Source organism: Myroides sp. NP-2, from assembly GCF_014145665.1.
GTDB lineage: Bacteria > Bacteroidota > Bacteroidia > Flavobacteriales > Flavobacteriaceae > Flavobacterium.
This window is the reverse complement of record NZ_JACHTD010000017.1, coordinates 32,529-47,372: the sequence shown is the minus strand read 5'-3', so window position 1 is coordinate 47,372 and position 14,844 is coordinate 32,529. Positions and strand designations below refer to the sequence as shown.

The following is a 14,844-nucleotide window of genomic DNA, read 5'->3' as shown; positions in this document are numbered from 1 at the left end:
CAAGGTTTGTTAGCTGTATGAATTGCTTTTATCTAAATGATCAAAAAAAACGCTACCTGAAAAGGCAGCGTTTTTTGTTATTTATTTTCTGGACTTCCGTACAAATCAAATTCTGTTGCTTCATCAATGGTGATATTGGCAAATTCTCCAATTTTTAGGTAGTGTTTAGTAGCATCAATTAAAACTTCGTTGTCTACATCGGGGCTATCAAATTCTGAACGGCCAATGAAGTGATTTCCTTCTTTTCTATCAATAATACAACGGTAGGTATTTCCAATTTTTTCTTGATTCAATTCCCAAGAGATTTGTGCTTGTATTTCCATAATCTCATTGGCACGCGCTTGTTTCACCTCTTGAGGAACATCGTCTTCTAATTGGTAAGCATGCGTATTTTCTTCATGAGAATAGGTAAAACAACCCAAACGCTCAAAACGCATTTCTTGTACCCAATCTTTTAGGATTTGAAAATCTTCTTCCGTTTCACCTGGATATCCAACGATTAGCGTTGTTCGGATGGCCATTCCAGGAACAGCTGCTCTGAAATCATTTAACAATTTTGTTGTTTTAGCCTGTGTAGTACCACGGCGCATTGATTTCAAAATATTGTCCGAAATATGTTGTAGAGGGATGTCAATGTAATTACAAATTTTAGGCTCGCGCTTCATTAATTCTAATACATCCATAGGGAAACCAGTAGGGAAGGCATAGTGTAGACGAATCCATTCAATACCTTCAACTTTTGTAAGGTTTTCGAGTAATTCCGCTAAGTTTCTTTTTTTGTATAAGTCTAATCCGTAATAGGTTAAGTCTTGAGCGATAAGAATCAATTCTTTTACGCCATTTTTAGCTAAACCTTCGGCTTCTTTTACCAATTTTTCAATAGGTTGAGAAATGTGTTTTCCACGCATAATAGGAATTGCACAGAAACTACATGGACGGTCACATCCTTCTGCAATTTTTAAATAAGCATAGTTTTTGGGTGTTGTTGCTAAACGCTCACCTAAAAGTTCATGTCTATAATCTGCACCTAATGCTTTTAATAAAAGAGGTAAATCGGTAGTACCGAAGTACTGATCTACATTGGGGATTTCTGCTTCTAAATCAGGCTTGTATCGTTCAGATAAACAGCCTGTTACAAAAACTTTATCTACAACACCTTGCTCTTTTTTGTCAACGTACTCCAATATTGTATTAACCGATTCAGCTTTTGCATTGTTAATAAATCCACAGGTGTTGATTACAATAATATTTGCTTCGTCGTTCGCTGCTTCGTGTGTAACGTCTTTCCCACTAGCTTTTAACTGTCCCATTAACACTTCACTGTCGTAAAGGTTTTTAGAACAACCTAGGGTTACAACGTTTATCTTGTTCTTTTTTAAAGATTTAGTTCTCATTTGTTTGAAAAAATTGGACTGCAAAAGTACATTTTTTTTCTTTATAGCGAAGAAGCTTTTTGAGAATTATAAGAACTCTTGAGTTAATCTAAAATGATTCCGTTTTAGCAACCTCGTAAAACAAAGTGTTCGAGTCAAAAACGAGGCTAGTGAACAGGGAATTACTTTTATTGCGTGGTTCCTACCCTGTGTGTAGTGGATATAAAAAAACAGTAGTACACCAAAGCGTACTACTGTTCTATTTTGTATGTTAAATGCGCAATCCTGTATCGGTTGATTAGAACGCATTATGTGTTTAAAGGAGGTTATAATTTAAAAATACCACCAAAAGCTATAACGGTTTGTCCAAACCAGAAGTTGTGGAATGCTTTGTCTTTTTTGCTTGCTGTTGTGCGTACATCATACATATCAATAAATCCTCCTTTTAGTTCAGCTTGAACGAAGAAATGTTTAAAGAAGGTAACGTTTAAACCAGCTTTAGCAGAGAAACCTAATCCAGAAACGTGAAATTCGTCGTAGCGTTCTTTTCCTAAAAGCGTTGTATTTGTTTTAGGGTATATAATACCAAAACCAACACCTTCCGTTAAGTTGATTTGGATTTTATCCGTGTTGTAAATATTGAATAGTTTCGAGATATCATCGACGCGGTTGATTTCTACGTTGAGGTAGTTCAATCCGTCAGTATGCTCAAACTTCAGAAATTCTTCTGTTAATTTTACTTGATCAGGATGGCCTGCCACTTGTTCACCATAGCTGCCTTGTCCGTAGTATTCGCCGGTATAGTTTACTATTTGATTTTGGCGCATCACGTATTTCATGTGATCCACACCAATGGAGATATTGTATTTATCGGTGATAAAATATCCAATTCTCAAGTTGGTTTGTGGAATAGTCATTCGTCCTGGGTTGATATAATCTACGTGCCATCCTTTTGGCTTGTCGTCTGCTTTTACATCTTTGATGGTAAAATCGTAGTTTTCTCCTCTAAATCGGATGTCTGAATTGGTAAAATATCCTCTATTTCCTCCCCAGTATATATAAAATTTACCTTTATTTGAGGCTGTATAACGCAAAGGCGTAGTGGCTGTCTCTTGTGCAAATCCTACTGTAGTTGCCAATAAGCATACGCTAGCAATAATTTTTAAAAAGGCTTTCATTCGTTTGAATTTTTTAATTTCTAAAATTTGATGCAAAAATACAATAAAAAAATCTCTTTAAGAGTTTATCCTTAAAGAGATTCATAGTATTAAAAGTTCTAAATGAAATTAGAAATTGATGTTGTAAGATAAGCTAAACCAATTTTCCTTCATCTTCCACGTTCCGTATGAATATAGGTCATTTGCCTTCAAATCTAGCACACTTGTTTTATAATCACGGGCTGTGTGACTATAAGCAAAGTCCAATCTTGAATTGCCAAATTCATAGCCAATACCTGCGGAGAAACTGTTGAGGTCACCGGTGTATTTAATATTTTTGTACGGGCTTTCTTCGTATCGATATCCCGCTCTAAAACTAACTTGTTTCACGCGATATTCCGCACCAATACGCAATTCACTTGCCGTTTTCATTTCCGCTGCATAAAAGTCGTTCAACATGCTATAGGTGTTGTCTTTTTTAGGGCTGAACTTAGCATTACTGTGATCTTTAATACCGTAATCCACACTGATTAATCCGCGTTTATTGAAAACATACGCCAAACTTCCAGTGTATTTAGCAGGTGTTTTTAATCGATATCGATCGTAAATATTAACTACGTCTGGATAGATAGCGCGGTCTTCGTTATTGTTAAATCGCGTTGTGTATAGGCCTTGCGTCAATTCGTCGTGTAAGTTGTACCAAGTAGGAGATTCGTAGGCTACCCCAGCTCTCAACTCATCCGTTACTTGTCCGATCACCCCTAAATTTAAAGAGAAACCAGTACCATAGGTATAAAGGTAGTTAGAAAACTCAATGCGCTGAATCATATCTTTATTCAAGCTCGATTGGTTCATTTCGACGGCATGCGACGTTTGAGTAAAATCGACCACGTGTAAATTCAGATTACCTCCAACAAAGATGCGATCGCCTAATTGGGCAGCAAAGTTACCTGAAAACTTACTGTTATAACCACTAGAGCTCACGTATTTTCCCTGTGCGTAAATGTCGGTATTACTGCCAAAGTTTCGCGTGTATTCTCCATCTGCTTGCCCTGGATTGATGATGAAACCTTCATATCCCAAAAAGGCTTGTTGACCAGGAAATCCTTGATAATATCCAGCATTCATATAACCTTCATGAATATTCGGACTGTTTAAAATGTCATGTGGAACTTGATGCTGAATTGCGGATTGATAGAAATATTCGCCAAGAGAGGTGCTTTGTCCTGCTCCTAGCATGTTGTAATCATTATTTAAGTTTTTGCTGCTCTCATAGTTAAAACCAACCGTAAATTTCTTCATCAGAGCAGAAGGGTCATTGGAATTAAATACGAAAATAGCGCCTACTTGTCCAACGTCAACTCCTGTGTAGTTTTTGGATGTAGTTTGGTTCAAGTAGTTTATTTTGTTGTCTTTATTGACCACAGATAAACTAAAAGTCGCTTGGTTGTAGTTGAAAATCGCACCTCCAGCGGGGTTGATTTTTAAGGCAGATAAGTCCCCTCCAACAGCTCCAAAGGCACCACTCATTCCTCTAAAACGCGCAGTACCATTCAGGTCTGAATCAGAATACCTCGAAATGTCTAAGGGATTGTTTTCTTGTGCTTGTAAAGCTCCTATAGTTAGCAGTGTTGCACCTACTCCAAGAATAAATTTATTTATATACATAATGTGTTTCAAATAAGTTAATAGAATTATCTACTGCGAGAACTGCTGCTACGGCTACTTCCTCCACCGCCGCTATAGCTACTTCTTGAACTACCCGATGAACTTGATCGGCTGTAATTACTACCTGAAGAACTTGATCGGCTATAGCTGCTATTCGAAGAGTTTGATCGACTATAACTACTGCCTGAAGAGTTCGAACGGCTGTAATTGCCAGATGAATTTCCGCGGTTGTAGTTGCTAGACGAATTGGAACGACTGTAGTTGTTTGACGTATTAGGTCTACTGCTGTTGTAGTAGTTTCCATTGGTTGTGCCACTTGAGTTTCCACGCGAATAATAGTTGTTACTTCCGCTGGTCGAAGTAGGACGAGTTCCTTGATATGAAGATCTCGAATAGTAGTTATTTGAATTTGACGTGCTATTTGATCTCGAGTAATAATTCGTATTTCTTACGCTGTTGCCATTGTAAGAAGATCTTGAGTTACTGCTGCCGTTATACGAAGATCTTGATCCCGTTGCATGGTGTACATAGTAAGGTCTTGTGTAGTAAGGGTAATAGTAGCCGCCACCATAATAGGGGTAACCACCATAGTAATTGTTGTACCAAGGGCGATAGTATCCACCCCAGCCCCAGCCAAAACCAAAGCTTAATCCCCAGCCTCCACCATAGTAATACGGATCGTAGAAAGGATCATAATACCCATACCCCCAATACGGTCTGAAACCGTTGTTGTAGTAGTTGACTTGAATACTTGTGGGCTCCGAACCCCATGAACCATAACTTACAGCCCTATTGGGTTGATTGTTTATTATACTGTCATTTACAGGCGAATTATAGGCATTTACATCCGTGAAATAATCCATATCTTGGTTTAAAGAGGCGAAGTAGTTCTCATAGTAATTACCCGAATTGTTACCTGTATAGGGGTCGGCTTGTGTGCGTTGACCATAAATGCCATCTTGAGGAAAGGTAGCGTTATGATATGAGCCACAAGAAATAGCGAATCCTCCTAGAAGTAAGAAAAGGCTGATTCTTCTCATCTTTCGTGTTAATTGAAGAATTGTAGTCATTTTCGATGGGATTTTAATTGTTGTTAAAAACAAATTTAGTTACTTTTGTCGAATTATTATAGTTAATTAAGAGTTAAACAACTTAACTGCTAATATATTAAAAATGAGCAAGAATATTACTAAGAGAAGTGAGGACTATTCGAAATGGTACAATGAGCTTGTTGTAAAAGCTGATTTGGCCGAAAATTCGGGAGTTCGAGGATGTATGGTTATTAAACCATATGGCTATGCGATTTGGGAGAAAATGCAAGCAGAGTTAGATAAGAAGTTCAAGGAAACTGGACATCAAAACGCGTATTTCCCCTTATTCATCCCCAAGTCTTATTTTAGTAAAGAGGCAAGTCATGTGGATGGGTTTGCAAAGGAGTGTGCTGTAGTGACTCATTACCGTTTAAAAACGGCAGAAGATGGAAAGACAATTGAAGTAGATCCAGAGGCGAAGTTAGAGGAGGAATTAATTGTTCGCCCTACGTCAGAAACGATTATTTGGGATACCTATAGAAAGTGGATTGAATCATATCGTGATTTGCCAATTTTAGTCAATCAATGGGCTAATGTAGTGCGTTGGGAAATGAGAACGCGTTTGTTTTTGAGAACATCAGAATTTTTATGGCAGGAAGGACATACGGCTCATGCTACAGAGCGTGAGGCGGTGGCAGAAGCAGAGCAAATGCTAGACGTATATGCAGATTTTGCAGAAAACTTCATGGCTATTCCAGTCGTAAAAGGATTCAAAACGGAGAACGAGCGTTTTGCAGGAGCAATTGAAACATATTGTATTGAAGCGTTAATGCAAGATGGTAAGGCGCTACAAGCGGGAACATCTCACTTTTTAGGGCAAAACTTTGCCAAAGCCTTTGACGTGAAGTTTACGAGTCAAGAAGGAAAACAAGAATATGTGTGGGCAACATCATGGGGAGTAAGTACCCGCTTAATGGGAGCTTTGGTGATGACACATTCCGATGACAATGGATTAGTTTTACCACCCAACTTAGCACCTATTCAAGTTGTGATTGTGCCGATTCACAAAACGGATGAGCAGTTAGAGGCGATTCGCGAAGAAGTGAAAAAAGTAACCGATCGATTGAAAAAATTGAATATTTCGTTTAAGTTTGACGATCGCACGACGTTCAAGCCTGGATGGAAATTTAACGAATACGAGTTAAAAGGAGTGCCATTGCGTATTGCAATTGGACCAAAAGACTTGGAAAACGGTACATTTGAAGTCGCACGTCGCGATACATTCACCAAAGAGATTGTAGCAAAAGACGATATTGTTACTTATGTGCAAGATATGCTAGAGGAGATTCAGGCGAATTTATTCAATAAAGCGAAGGAATACAGGGATTCGCATATTACAGAGGCGAATTCATTTGAGGAGTTCAAAGATTTATTGGAAAATAAAGGAGGCTTTATTGCTGCGCATTGGGATGGTACTATTGAGACAGAAGAGAAGATAAAAGACTTGACTAAGGCTACAATTCGCTGTATTCCAATTGATAGAAAAGAGGAAGACGGATTTTGCGTGTTAACAGGTGCGCCTTCGAAAGGACGCGTATTGTTCGCAAAAGCGTATTAGAAATAAAAATTTTTGTTTTTTCTCTTGCGGGTTTAAAAATATATTGTACTTTTGCATCCGCGTTAGATAAACAAAATGGTCCGTTCGTCTAGGGGTTAGGACGCCAGGTTTTCATCCTGGTAACAGGGGTTCGATTCCCCTACGGACTACAAGTTCTTTGGAAGCTAACGCATTTGGTCCGTTCGTCTAGGGGTTAGGACGCCAGGTTTTCATCCTGGTAACAGGGGTTCGATTCCCCTACGGACTACACGTTCTTTTTAGAAATATAAACGCATTTTTGGTCCGTTCGTCTAGGGGTTAGGACGCCAGGTTTTCATCCTGGTAACAGGGGTTCGATTCCCCTACGGACTACAGATTCTTTTTAGAATTGAATAATGCTTTTTTGGTCCGTTCGTCTAGGGGTTAGGACGCCAGGTTTTCATCCTGGTAACAGGGGTTCGATTCCCCTACGGACTACAGTGATTCTTTCACAGAATCCATACCAAATTTTGGTCCGTTCGTCTAGGGGTTAGGACGCCAGGTTTTCATCCTGGTAACAGGGGTTCGATTCCCCTACGGACTACAAGATTCATCGAGAATCAAAAACGAGTTTTTTGGTCCGTTCGTCTAGGGGTTAGGACGCCAGGTTTTCATCCTGGTAACAGGGGTTCGATTCCCCTACGGACTACAGAAAAAAATAGTATAGACTTAATAAAATATTTAAAAAATGGCAAATCATAAGTCAGCTTTAAAAAGAATTAGAAGTAACGAAAAAAAGAGAGTATTAAACAGATATCAGCATAAAACTACACGTAACGCGATCAAAGCTTTACGTTTGATTGAAGATCAAAAAGATGCTGCTGATAAATTACCTGTAGTTGTTGCAATGATTGATAAACTAGCTAAGAAAAATATCATTCATGCTAACAAAGCTTCTAATTTAAAATCTAAATTGACAAAACACGTTGCTGCTTTATAAGAAGCAATAGGTTGTGTTTATAGAAGACATACACTAAGCTCTCAATTCCATGAGGGCTTTTTTTGTTTATACTATACATTTCAATAAATACTAATATAATTTTAAAATCCTTATATGACACAAATTAGGAATATTGCAATTATCGCACACGTTGACCATGGTAAGACAACAATGGTGGACAAAATATTACACCACTGTCAGTTATTTCGTGAAAATGAAACTTCTGGAGAGTTGATTTTAGACAACGAGGATATCGAAAGAGAAAGAGGAATTACGATCGTTTCAAAGAACGTTTCTGTAAGTTATAAAGGAACTAAAATTAATATTATCGATACTCCAGGTCACGCGGATTTTGGTGGTGAAGTAGAGCGTGTATTGAATATGGCTGATGGTGTTCTTTTAATTGTAGATGCATTTGAAGGACCTATGCCACAAACTCGATTCGTATTACAAAAAGCTATCAGTTTAGGATTGAAGCCTTGTGTGGTTATCAACAAAGTGGATAAAGAAAACTGTACGCCTGAAGAAGTACACGAAAAAGTATTCGACTTAATGTTCGAATTAGGTGCTGAAGAATGGCAAATGGACTTCCCAGCCGTTTATGGTTCTGCTAAAAACAACTGGATGTCTACGGATTGGAAACAACAAACGGATTCCTTAGAACCGTTATTAGACATGGTTTTGGAGCACATCCCTGCGGCAGAAGTACGCGAAGGTAGCCCACAAATGTTGATTACTTCTTTGGATTATTCTACGTTTACAGGCCGTATTGCAATTGGACGTTTACACCGTGGAATATTAAAAGAAGGAATGAATATTTCTTTGATTAAACGCGATGGTAAAATCGTAAAATCTAAAATTAAAGAGCTTCATACTTTTGAAGGATTAGGTCGTAAAAAAGTAGCTGAAGTATATGCAGGTGATATCTGTGCGGTTGTAGGAGTTGAAGGATTTGAAATTGGAGATGTGATCGCTGATTTTGAAAATCCAGAAGCATTGCCAACTATCACAATTGATGAACCAACAATGAGTATGTTGTTCACAATTAATGACTCTCCATTCTTTGGTAAAGAAGGTAAATTTGTTACTTCTCGTCACATCAAAGACCGTTTAAACAAAGAATTAGAGAAAAACTTAGCGTTACGCGTAAACGAAACTGATAGTGCGGATAAATTTATGGTATTCGGACGTGGTGTATTACACTTATCTGTTTTGATTGAAACAATGCGTCGTGAAGGATATGAACTTCAAATTGGTCAGCCACAGGTAATCATCAAAGAAATTGATGGAGTTAAATGTGAGCCAGTAGAAGAGTTAACAATCGATATTCCAGAGAACTTATCTGGACGTGGTGTAGAGTACGTAACGTTGAAAAAAGGAGAAATGTTGAGTATGGAACCAAAAGGTGACCGTATGATCATTAAATTCTTAGTTCCTTCTAGAGGTATTATCGGATTGAGAAATCAATTGTTGACAGCAACAGCGGGTGAGGCGATTATGTCACACCGTTTCTTAGAGTACCAACCGTACAAAGGAGAAATTGCTGGTCGTATCAACGGATCTTTAATCTCTATGGAAAACGGAAAAGCAATTCCTTATTCTATTGATAAATTACAAGACCGCGGTAAGTTTTTCGTTGATCCAAACGAAGATATTTACGAAGGACAAGTAATTGGAGAAAACTCTCGTGGAGATGATATGACGGTTAACGTTACAAAAACGAAAAAATTGACAAACGTTCGTGCATCAGGATCAGATGATAAAGCGAAAATTGTTCCTGCAATTAAATTTTCATTAGAGGAAGCTTTAGAGTACATTCAAAAAGATGAGTACGTTGAGGTAACGCCAAAATCACTTCGTTTGAGAAAAATCTTCTTAAAAGAAACAGATCGTAAGCGCAATAAAATCTAAGCGTTTAGGCGTTTTTAAATATATAATCCAGAGGAATTGTTCCTCTGGATTTTTTTTGCTTACACCTCTTCTCCTTCAAAGGAAGATTACAATAGGGGTAAAGGCAGGGAGGGACATGAAAGGATGCTTTGATTTTACTTGTAAATTACCTCAAGGAATAAGATAGTAGAAAACAAGAGATTCGCGTTTTTACTGTATATTTGCAACGTAATTTTACCTTTATAGGGTAAAGGTTACTAGTCAATAATTAGTTTAATATGATAAAGGAAAACCTAGAAAATGAGGCATTGACCGCAGGAAAAGTATTGCCTTTGATGGAACAGTTTTACACCATTCAAGGGGAAGGATTTTACTCGGGTCATGCGGCTTACTTTATTCGTTTAGGAGGATGCGATGTAGGGTGTCATTGGTGTGATGTTAAAGAAAGCTGGGATGCGGAATTACACCCGTTAACTCCAGTGGAACAAATAGTATCCGATGCAGCAGCAGTGGCTAATTTAGCCGTTATTACAGGCGGAGAACCTCTAATGTATAATTTGGATTATCTCACCCGAAAATTAAAAGAAGCAGGGTTAAAAACCAATATAGAAACGTCTGGGGCTTATGAGATGTCTGGTGATTTTGACTGGGTGTGTTTATCACCTAAAAAAGCAAAACTGCCAACAGCAAGCGCATATGAAGCGGCAAATGAATTAAAGGTGGTTATCTACAACAAACACGATTTTATTTTTGCAGAGGAACAAGCTGCCAAGGTGAATAAAGATGCGCTGCTTTTGATGCAAACAGAATGGAGTAAACGCGCGGTGATGATGCCTTTAATTATAGAATATGTGAAGAAAAATCCGCAGTGGAAAATCTCGCTTCAGACCCATAAATACTTGGATATTCCTTAGTATAGTTTTATATTTACTCGATCAAAAAATACAATTATGAAAAAAATTATAGTAGTTGCAGCATTTATGTTGGCTGGACATTTCGGTTTTGCACAGGATGCAGCTTTTAAAGCAGATGCTGAAAAATATTTAGAAGTAAGTGGTCAAATGAAAACCTTTGACTACCTAACAGAAGAGATTATACAAAATATTCCAGAAGCGAAACGCGCTGATTTTAAAAAAGAATTTGAGGCTAGTTTGGCTGATTTTAAATCTCAAATGGCTGAAATTTATATGAGTGAGTTTACACCTAGTGAAATGAAGGAGTTAATTAAACTTTACGAAACCCCAATTGGAAAAAAATTATACGAAAAAAATAAAGTTTTGTATGATAAAGGTCAAGCTGTTGGTACAGAATGGGGGATGGGATTACAAGGATTGATGATGAAATACATGGAAATGTAAGATACATAGAATCAAAAAAGCCTAAGCAATTTGCTTAGGCTTTTTTGATTTGAAGACCTACTCTCCGTAGTTTGTTGTAATAAAACCATCGATGAGATTGAGTTCTGTAGATTTAAACAGTGGACCAATTTCGTTGCCCTTTTTTCTAAAGAATATATGAGGAACACCTAAACTGTCTTGGTATTGTGTGGTTAAGTAGTGGACTAAATCGTTGTTTTGCAGGAGTAACCAAGTTGGACTTAAGAAGCCATTTTCTTGATGTAAGAGTCCTTTTTTATAATTATCTATATTGTCTATTTTATCGAACAGTGCAATAAATTTTAATTTTTTGTCATTGTGTTTAGCTGCAAGTTCATTCATGGCTTGATATCCAGTTATGCAAGCGCCGCAGTTTGTCGAAGTAATATAGAACAAAGCATCCCAACCTTGAACTTCTAGTAAAGGATAGCTACATTTCTCTTTATCGTAAAATGAAGGATAGAGGATTTTCTCATTGTTATCGTGATCAACAACAATGATCCGATCTGGTTTTCCTCCCAATTCCCCAATTAAATGGGTTAATATTGTGGTGTACTCTTCGTCTGTGGTATAGGCTTTTTCTAACAGATCACTATTCCATGAAGTAAGTCGACCAAGGCTATCAAAAAACATGTTTTTTTTAAAAGCTTCAATCTCCGATCGTTCAAGGTTTAGTATTTTGGGAAGATGATTTTGTAGGTATTCATCTTTAGGTGTGTGGTAATTACAAGCGCAACATAGCACAAGTATACAGCTTAGTATCCGTTGGATCTTTTTCATTTTTTATGAGATGGATATACATAGATGCAGGTCTGTCCAATAAACGGGGTACATATTCCATCGTTATTTTTGATGTAATCTTTATGTGCGACCCAATCCTCTTTTTTGATTTTTGATTCATTTTGAAGGAAATCAGGATTTTCAAAAGAATGATCAATATAGAATGTTTTTTCATTAGCATGTCTATCGACTACTGTTATACTATTTGGATTTCCTCCTAGTTCTTTAATGATAGAAGTTAAAACTGCAGTGTATTTTTTATCCGAAGAATATGCTTTTTCAAGTAGGTCACTATTCCATGAGAATAAGGCTCCATTGGTGTCAAAAAACATGGAGTTTTTGAATGTATCTATCTCTTCATTAGATAGTTTTAAAATATCAAGTAGGTTTTTCTTTAAGTAAATTGATTTTTGATCGGATTGGGTTGAAATACTTTCGTGATTGTCTGAGGAACAACCAATAAAGAAACAGCAACCAAGCAGAGCGAATAGTAAAATTTTCATGCTATATGATTTTAAATGTTTAACGTTTAAATAAAATCAAGTATCATACCTTTCCTTCTTTTTATTTCAATTATATACGCAAATCATCCCTTTTATGTAAATTTTTGTATTGAAAACCCCACAAAAAGGCATAAAAAAAGGAAGCTATTTAGCTTCCTTTTTTGTCAATCGCGCGAGGTATTCGTAATTTTCACCTTCGTATACTAGTTCACATTCCAATCCGCTGCCGTGTGCAGCATTTTGAAGCGTATTATAATCTAAATAGAGCCAATCAAAGGCATCTTCTGTTTCTCCCTTATAGTGTACTTGAAAGACCAGTTCGCCATAATAGTCCTTGTTATCCATCGGAATCCACTTTCCACCGTCTTCATCTTCATCAAACATATAAATCAAATCCGAACTGTCGATTAAGATTTGTCCCGTAGGAGTCAATAAACTCTTGAGGTGTTCTAGGTATCGGGTGATGTGAATCAGTCGACCAAAAATACCCGTTCCGTTCATTAGGAGTAGGAGGGTATCGTATTGTTGATCTTTTAGATCCAAAACGTTTAGGAGTTGTACTTTTTTCACACCTCTCAATTGACAAGCTTCAACCGCTTTAGGTGATATATCAATTGCCGTTACGTCTAAATTTTTTTCTTGTAAGTAGAGGGCATGTGAACCTGCGCCACAGCCAATATCTAAAATTTTTCCTTTGCTCTTTTTTAAGGCAAGTTGTTCCAATTCAGGCATCTCTTTATAGGAGCGAAACCAATAGGAAACATCCATTTCTTCTGCTTCGGAAATATCAGTCTCTGTTAGAATTACAGCTGGTTTTTGGGTGAGTTGGTAATCTAAAATTGCTTGGCCAATGAGGTCTTTCATTTTTTCTTTGATTTTTAATCTATAAAAAAGAGAGTTGTTGTAATTTTGTCCTTCAAAAAATAAAGGAATGAATAAAATACTGCAACAGCTTCCAAAGTTAGCCAAAGATAAGCATAATGAAAACAAAAAATATTTTGCGAAGCTACAAAAGAAACCACCTAAGGATTTAGATTATCAGATGGAAGAAATCCATGCGGCAGTATTTAAAAAAACAGATTGTTTGTCCTGTGCCAATTGTTGTAAAACGACAGGACCTTTATTTACGAGTGCGGATATTGAACGCATCAGCAAGCATTTGCGCTTAAAATCTCAACAATTTATCGATCAGTATTTGCGAATTGACGAAGACAACGACTACGTTTTGCAACAAGTGCCGTGTACGTTCTTAGACGCAGAAAACTATTGTATGATCTACGATGTACGTCCCAAAGCATGTCGTGAATACCCACATACAGATCGAAAAAAGTTTCAACAGATTGCTAATTTGACGCTAGAAAACGTAGCAATCTGTCCAGCTGCTTTTGAAGTAGTGGAGCAAATGAAAAAGAAAATCATACTAAAATAAAAGCTGATTAGATAAAGAAGTACTCTTCTTCCGCGTCTTGAAATAGCGTAGAAGCTTCTTGGGAGAAATCTTCAATCGCATCTGAAAAGTAGGCAATAATATCTAAAACAACTTCTTTTATTTTTTCGAAAATACGCAATGCGTCATCCACATAATCTTTGATTAATTGAAAGAAATCTAAAATGCCGTCTACTAATTTAACGATATAATCTCCTATACTCATGGTGTATATTTTTGTTTTACCCAAATGTAATCAAAAAAAATAAGTCGAGATATAGGGAAAGATTACTTTAACTCAACCAATCTTTGAGCGGAGCAATATGGGCTTTACTTACAAATATATGTTGCTGATCTTCGCTTTGAACATTCAAAACAAGTTCGATTTTTTGGCTGTTGTGACGGATAACTTCTTTGATTGCTTGGATATTAACGATAAAGCTGCGGTTAATTTTGAAAAATGTTTTAGGGTCAAGTTTGGCAATAATAGCTTTTATCGTATCGTCGTAAATGAAGCGTTCATCAGCAAAGGTGTGTAAAAACAAGTGTTTTCCAGAGGCAAATAAATAGGCGATTTCACTCGTTTCGATTGATTTTAGTCGATGGCCATCATGGATTAAAAAGCGATCTTTAGGCTTATCTGTTGTCGGTTCATCTACAGCTTTAGTCGTTGGAAGTTGATCTTCCTGTAAGTGTTTGGTTATGGTGATATACTTGAGCAATACCTCGTCTAATGCCGACTTATTGAAGGGTTTTAGGATGTAACCAATAGCAAATTGTTTAAAGGCTTCAATAGCGTAGTTTTCGTAGGCGGTGATAAAGACTACGGGGCTTTTAACAGCAATTTTGTCGAAAATCTCCAAGCTTTTTCCATCGCCTAGGTGAATATCCATAAAGACTAGATCTACGCTGTGTTGAAAAAAGAAGGTTGTAGCTTCTTTGATCGAAGATAGCATAACGATATCTCCAACCCCAAGGGGAAGGATGTCTTGAGTAAGTAATAATTTCTTAAGATAGTTTGCTGCTAGAGCTTCATCTTCGACAATTGCTATACGCACTTTTTT

At 37.1% G+C, this 14,844-nt stretch carries 15 protein-coding genes and 6 tRNA genes; 12 read left to right on the top strand and 9 right to left on the bottom strand.

All coding sequences use genetic code 11. From position 1 onward, the window contains the following. Positions 1-77: 77 nt before the first annotated feature. The 4 genes from rimO to H4K35_RS13985 all read right to left on the bottom strand — a co-directional run bounded on the left by rimO (position 78) and on the right by H4K35_RS13985 (position 5,238). Positions 78-1,394, bottom strand: a complete 1,317-nt coding sequence (rimO, locus tag H4K35_RS14000) for a 30S ribosomal protein S12 methylthiotransferase RimO (RefSeq protein WP_182628578.1) — start codon at positions 1,392-1,394, stop codon at positions 78-80. Positions 1,395-1,699: 305 nt separating this feature from the next. Next, a complete protein-coding gene (locus H4K35_RS13995; protein ID WP_182628577.1) occupies positions 1,700-2,551 on the bottom strand; it encodes a hypothetical protein in 852 nt (283 codons plus the stop codon). Positions 2,552-2,659: 108 nt separating this feature from the next. Beyond that, on the bottom strand, positions 2,660-4,198 hold the full coding sequence (locus H4K35_RS13990; RefSeq protein WP_182628576.1) for an OmpP1/FadL family transporter: 1,539 nt from the start codon (positions 4,196-4,198) through the stop codon (positions 2,660-2,662). 26 nt (positions 4,199-4,224) lie between these two features. After that, a complete protein-coding gene (locus H4K35_RS13985; RefSeq protein WP_255492483.1) occupies positions 4,225-5,238 on the bottom strand; it encodes a hypothetical protein in 1,014 nt (337 codons plus the stop codon). A gap of 133 nt (positions 5,239-5,371) precedes the next feature. On the opposite strand from H4K35_RS13985, the gene proS reads away from it, so the two are divergent. The 11 genes from proS (at position 5,372) to H4K35_RS13930 (ending at position 11,053) form a co-directional block, all read left to right on the top strand. Beyond that, a complete protein-coding gene (proS, locus tag H4K35_RS13980) occupies positions 5,372-6,847 on the top strand; it encodes a proline--tRNA ligase (RefSeq protein WP_182628574.1) in 1,476 nt (491 codons plus the stop codon). 77 nt (positions 6,848-6,924) lie between these two features. Then, positions 6,925-6,996: transfer RNA gene (locus H4K35_RS13975), tRNA-Glu, on the top strand. A gap of 26 nt (positions 6,997-7,022) precedes the next feature. Next, positions 7,023-7,094, top strand: a tRNA-Glu gene (locus H4K35_RS13970). Positions 7,095-7,126: 32 nt separating this feature from the next. Continuing rightward, a tRNA-Glu gene (locus H4K35_RS13965) sits at positions 7,127-7,198 on the top strand. 33 nt (positions 7,199-7,231) lie between these two features. Then, positions 7,232-7,303: transfer RNA gene (locus tag H4K35_RS13960), tRNA-Glu, on the top strand. A 34-nt stretch (positions 7,304-7,337) separates the two neighbouring features. Further along, positions 7,338-7,409: transfer RNA gene (locus H4K35_RS13955), tRNA-Glu, on the top strand. A 33-nt stretch (positions 7,410-7,442) separates the two neighbouring features. Further along, positions 7,443-7,514: transfer RNA gene (locus tag H4K35_RS13950), tRNA-Glu, on the top strand. 39 nt (positions 7,515-7,553) lie between these two features. After that, the gene (gene rpsT / locus H4K35_RS13945; protein WP_002987410.1) at positions 7,554-7,805 is read left to right on the top strand and encodes a 30S ribosomal protein S20; all 252 of its coding nucleotides are present in this window, start codon (positions 7,554-7,556) and stop codon (positions 7,803-7,805) included. 114 nt (positions 7,806-7,919) lie between these two features. Continuing rightward, the gene (gene typA / locus H4K35_RS13940; RefSeq protein WP_182628573.1) at positions 7,920-9,716 is read left to right on the top strand and encodes a translational GTPase TypA; all 1,797 of its coding nucleotides are present in this window, start codon (positions 7,920-7,922) and stop codon (positions 9,714-9,716) included. 257 nt (positions 9,717-9,973) lie between these two features. Further along, positions 9,974-10,609, top strand: coding sequence for a 7-carboxy-7-deazaguanine synthase QueE (locus H4K35_RS13935; RefSeq protein WP_182628572.1), 636 nt, complete (start codon positions 9,974-9,976; stop codon positions 10,607-10,609). Positions 10,610-10,645: 36 nt separating this feature from the next. After that, positions 10,646-11,053, top strand: a complete 408-nt coding sequence (locus tag H4K35_RS13930) for a DUF2059 domain-containing protein (protein WP_182628571.1) — start codon at positions 10,646-10,648, stop codon at positions 11,051-11,053. Positions 11,054-11,110: 57 nt separating this feature from the next. Here the strand turns inward: H4K35_RS13930 and H4K35_RS13925 are convergent, their stop codons facing one another. The 3 genes from H4K35_RS13925 to H4K35_RS13915 form a co-directional block, all read right to left on the bottom strand. After that, the gene (locus tag H4K35_RS13925) at positions 11,111-11,704 is read right to left on the bottom strand and encodes a hypothetical protein (protein WP_182628570.1); all 594 of its coding nucleotides are present in this window, start codon (positions 11,702-11,704) and stop codon (positions 11,111-11,113) included. 143 nt (positions 11,705-11,847) lie between these two features. Further along, positions 11,848-12,354, bottom strand: coding sequence for a hypothetical protein (locus H4K35_RS13920; protein WP_182628569.1), 507 nt, complete (start codon positions 12,352-12,354; stop codon positions 11,848-11,850). Positions 12,355-12,498: 144 nt separating this feature from the next. Further along, positions 12,499-13,218 carry a bifunctional 2-polyprenyl-6-hydroxyphenol methylase/3-demethylubiquinol 3-O-methyltransferase UbiG gene (locus tag H4K35_RS13915; protein ID WP_182628568.1) on the bottom strand — a complete coding sequence of 240 codons (720 nt, stop codon included), beginning with the start codon at positions 13,216-13,218 and terminating at the stop codon, positions 12,499-12,501. Positions 13,219-13,285: 67 nt separating this feature from the next. On the opposite strand from H4K35_RS13915, the gene H4K35_RS13910 reads away from it, so the two are divergent. Further along, positions 13,286-13,783, top strand: a complete 498-nt coding sequence (locus H4K35_RS13910) for a YkgJ family cysteine cluster protein (protein WP_182628567.1) — start codon at positions 13,286-13,288, stop codon at positions 13,781-13,783. Between the two features lie 7 nt (positions 13,784-13,790). Here the strand turns inward: H4K35_RS13910 and H4K35_RS13905 are convergent, their stop codons facing one another. Continuing rightward, positions 13,791-14,006 carry a hypothetical protein gene (locus tag H4K35_RS13905; RefSeq protein ID WP_182628566.1) on the bottom strand — a complete coding sequence of 72 codons (216 nt, stop codon included), beginning with the start codon at positions 14,004-14,006 and terminating at the stop codon, positions 13,791-13,793. 67 nt (positions 14,007-14,073) lie between these two features. Beyond that, the gene (locus H4K35_RS13900; RefSeq protein WP_182628565.1) at positions 14,074-14,838 is read right to left on the bottom strand and encodes a LytTR family DNA-binding domain-containing protein; all 765 of its coding nucleotides are present in this window, start codon (positions 14,836-14,838) and stop codon (positions 14,074-14,076) included. Positions 14,839-14,844 lie beyond the last annotated feature (6 nt).

What these genes read in the sequence shown, in the direction of transcription:
- rimO (WP_182628578.1), bottom strand. Translation starts at nt 1,394, where the DNA reads ATGAGAACTAAATCTTTAAAAAAGAACAAGATAAACGTTGTAACCCTA.
- H4K35_RS13995 (WP_182628577.1), bottom strand. Translation starts at nt 2,551, where the DNA reads ATGAAAGCCTTTTTAAAAATTATTGCTAGCGTATGCTTATTGGCAACT.
- H4K35_RS13990 (WP_182628576.1), bottom strand. Translation starts at nt 4,198, where the DNA reads ATGTATATAAATAAATTTATTCTTGGAGTAGGTGCAACACTGCTAACT.
- H4K35_RS13985 (WP_255492483.1), bottom strand. Translation starts at nt 5,238, where the DNA reads ATGAGAAGAATCAGCCTTTTCTTACTTCTAGGAGGATTCGCTATTTCT.
- proS (WP_182628574.1), top strand. Translation starts at nt 5,372, where the DNA reads ATGAGCAAGAATATTACTAAGAGAAGTGAGGACTATTCGAAATGGTAC.
- rpsT (WP_002987410.1), top strand. Translation starts at nt 7,554, where the DNA reads ATGGCAAATCATAAGTCAGCTTTAAAAAGAATTAGAAGTAACGAAAAA.
- typA (WP_182628573.1), top strand. Translation starts at nt 7,920, where the DNA reads ATGACACAAATTAGGAATATTGCAATTATCGCACACGTTGACCATGGT.
- H4K35_RS13935 (WP_182628572.1), top strand. Translation starts at nt 9,974, where the DNA reads ATGATAAAGGAAAACCTAGAAAATGAGGCATTGACCGCAGGAAAAGTA.
- H4K35_RS13930 (WP_182628571.1), top strand. Translation starts at nt 10,646, where the DNA reads ATGAAAAAAATTATAGTAGTTGCAGCATTTATGTTGGCTGGACATTTC.
- H4K35_RS13925 (WP_182628570.1), bottom strand. Translation starts at nt 11,704, where the DNA reads ATGTTTTTTGATAGCCTTGGTCGACTTACTTCATGGAATAGTGATCTG.
- H4K35_RS13920 (WP_182628569.1), bottom strand. Translation starts at nt 12,354, where the DNA reads ATGAAAATTTTACTATTCGCTCTGCTTGGTTGCTGTTTCTTTATTGGT.
- H4K35_RS13915 (WP_182628568.1), bottom strand. Translation starts at nt 13,218, where the DNA reads ATGAAAGACCTCATTGGCCAAGCAATTTTAGATTACCAACTCACCCAA.
- H4K35_RS13910 (WP_182628567.1), top strand. Translation starts at nt 13,286, where the DNA reads ATGAATAAAATACTGCAACAGCTTCCAAAGTTAGCCAAAGATAAGCAT.
- H4K35_RS13905 (WP_182628566.1), bottom strand. Translation starts at nt 14,006, where the DNA reads ATGAGTATAGGAGATTATATCGTTAAATTAGTAGACGGCATTTTAGAT.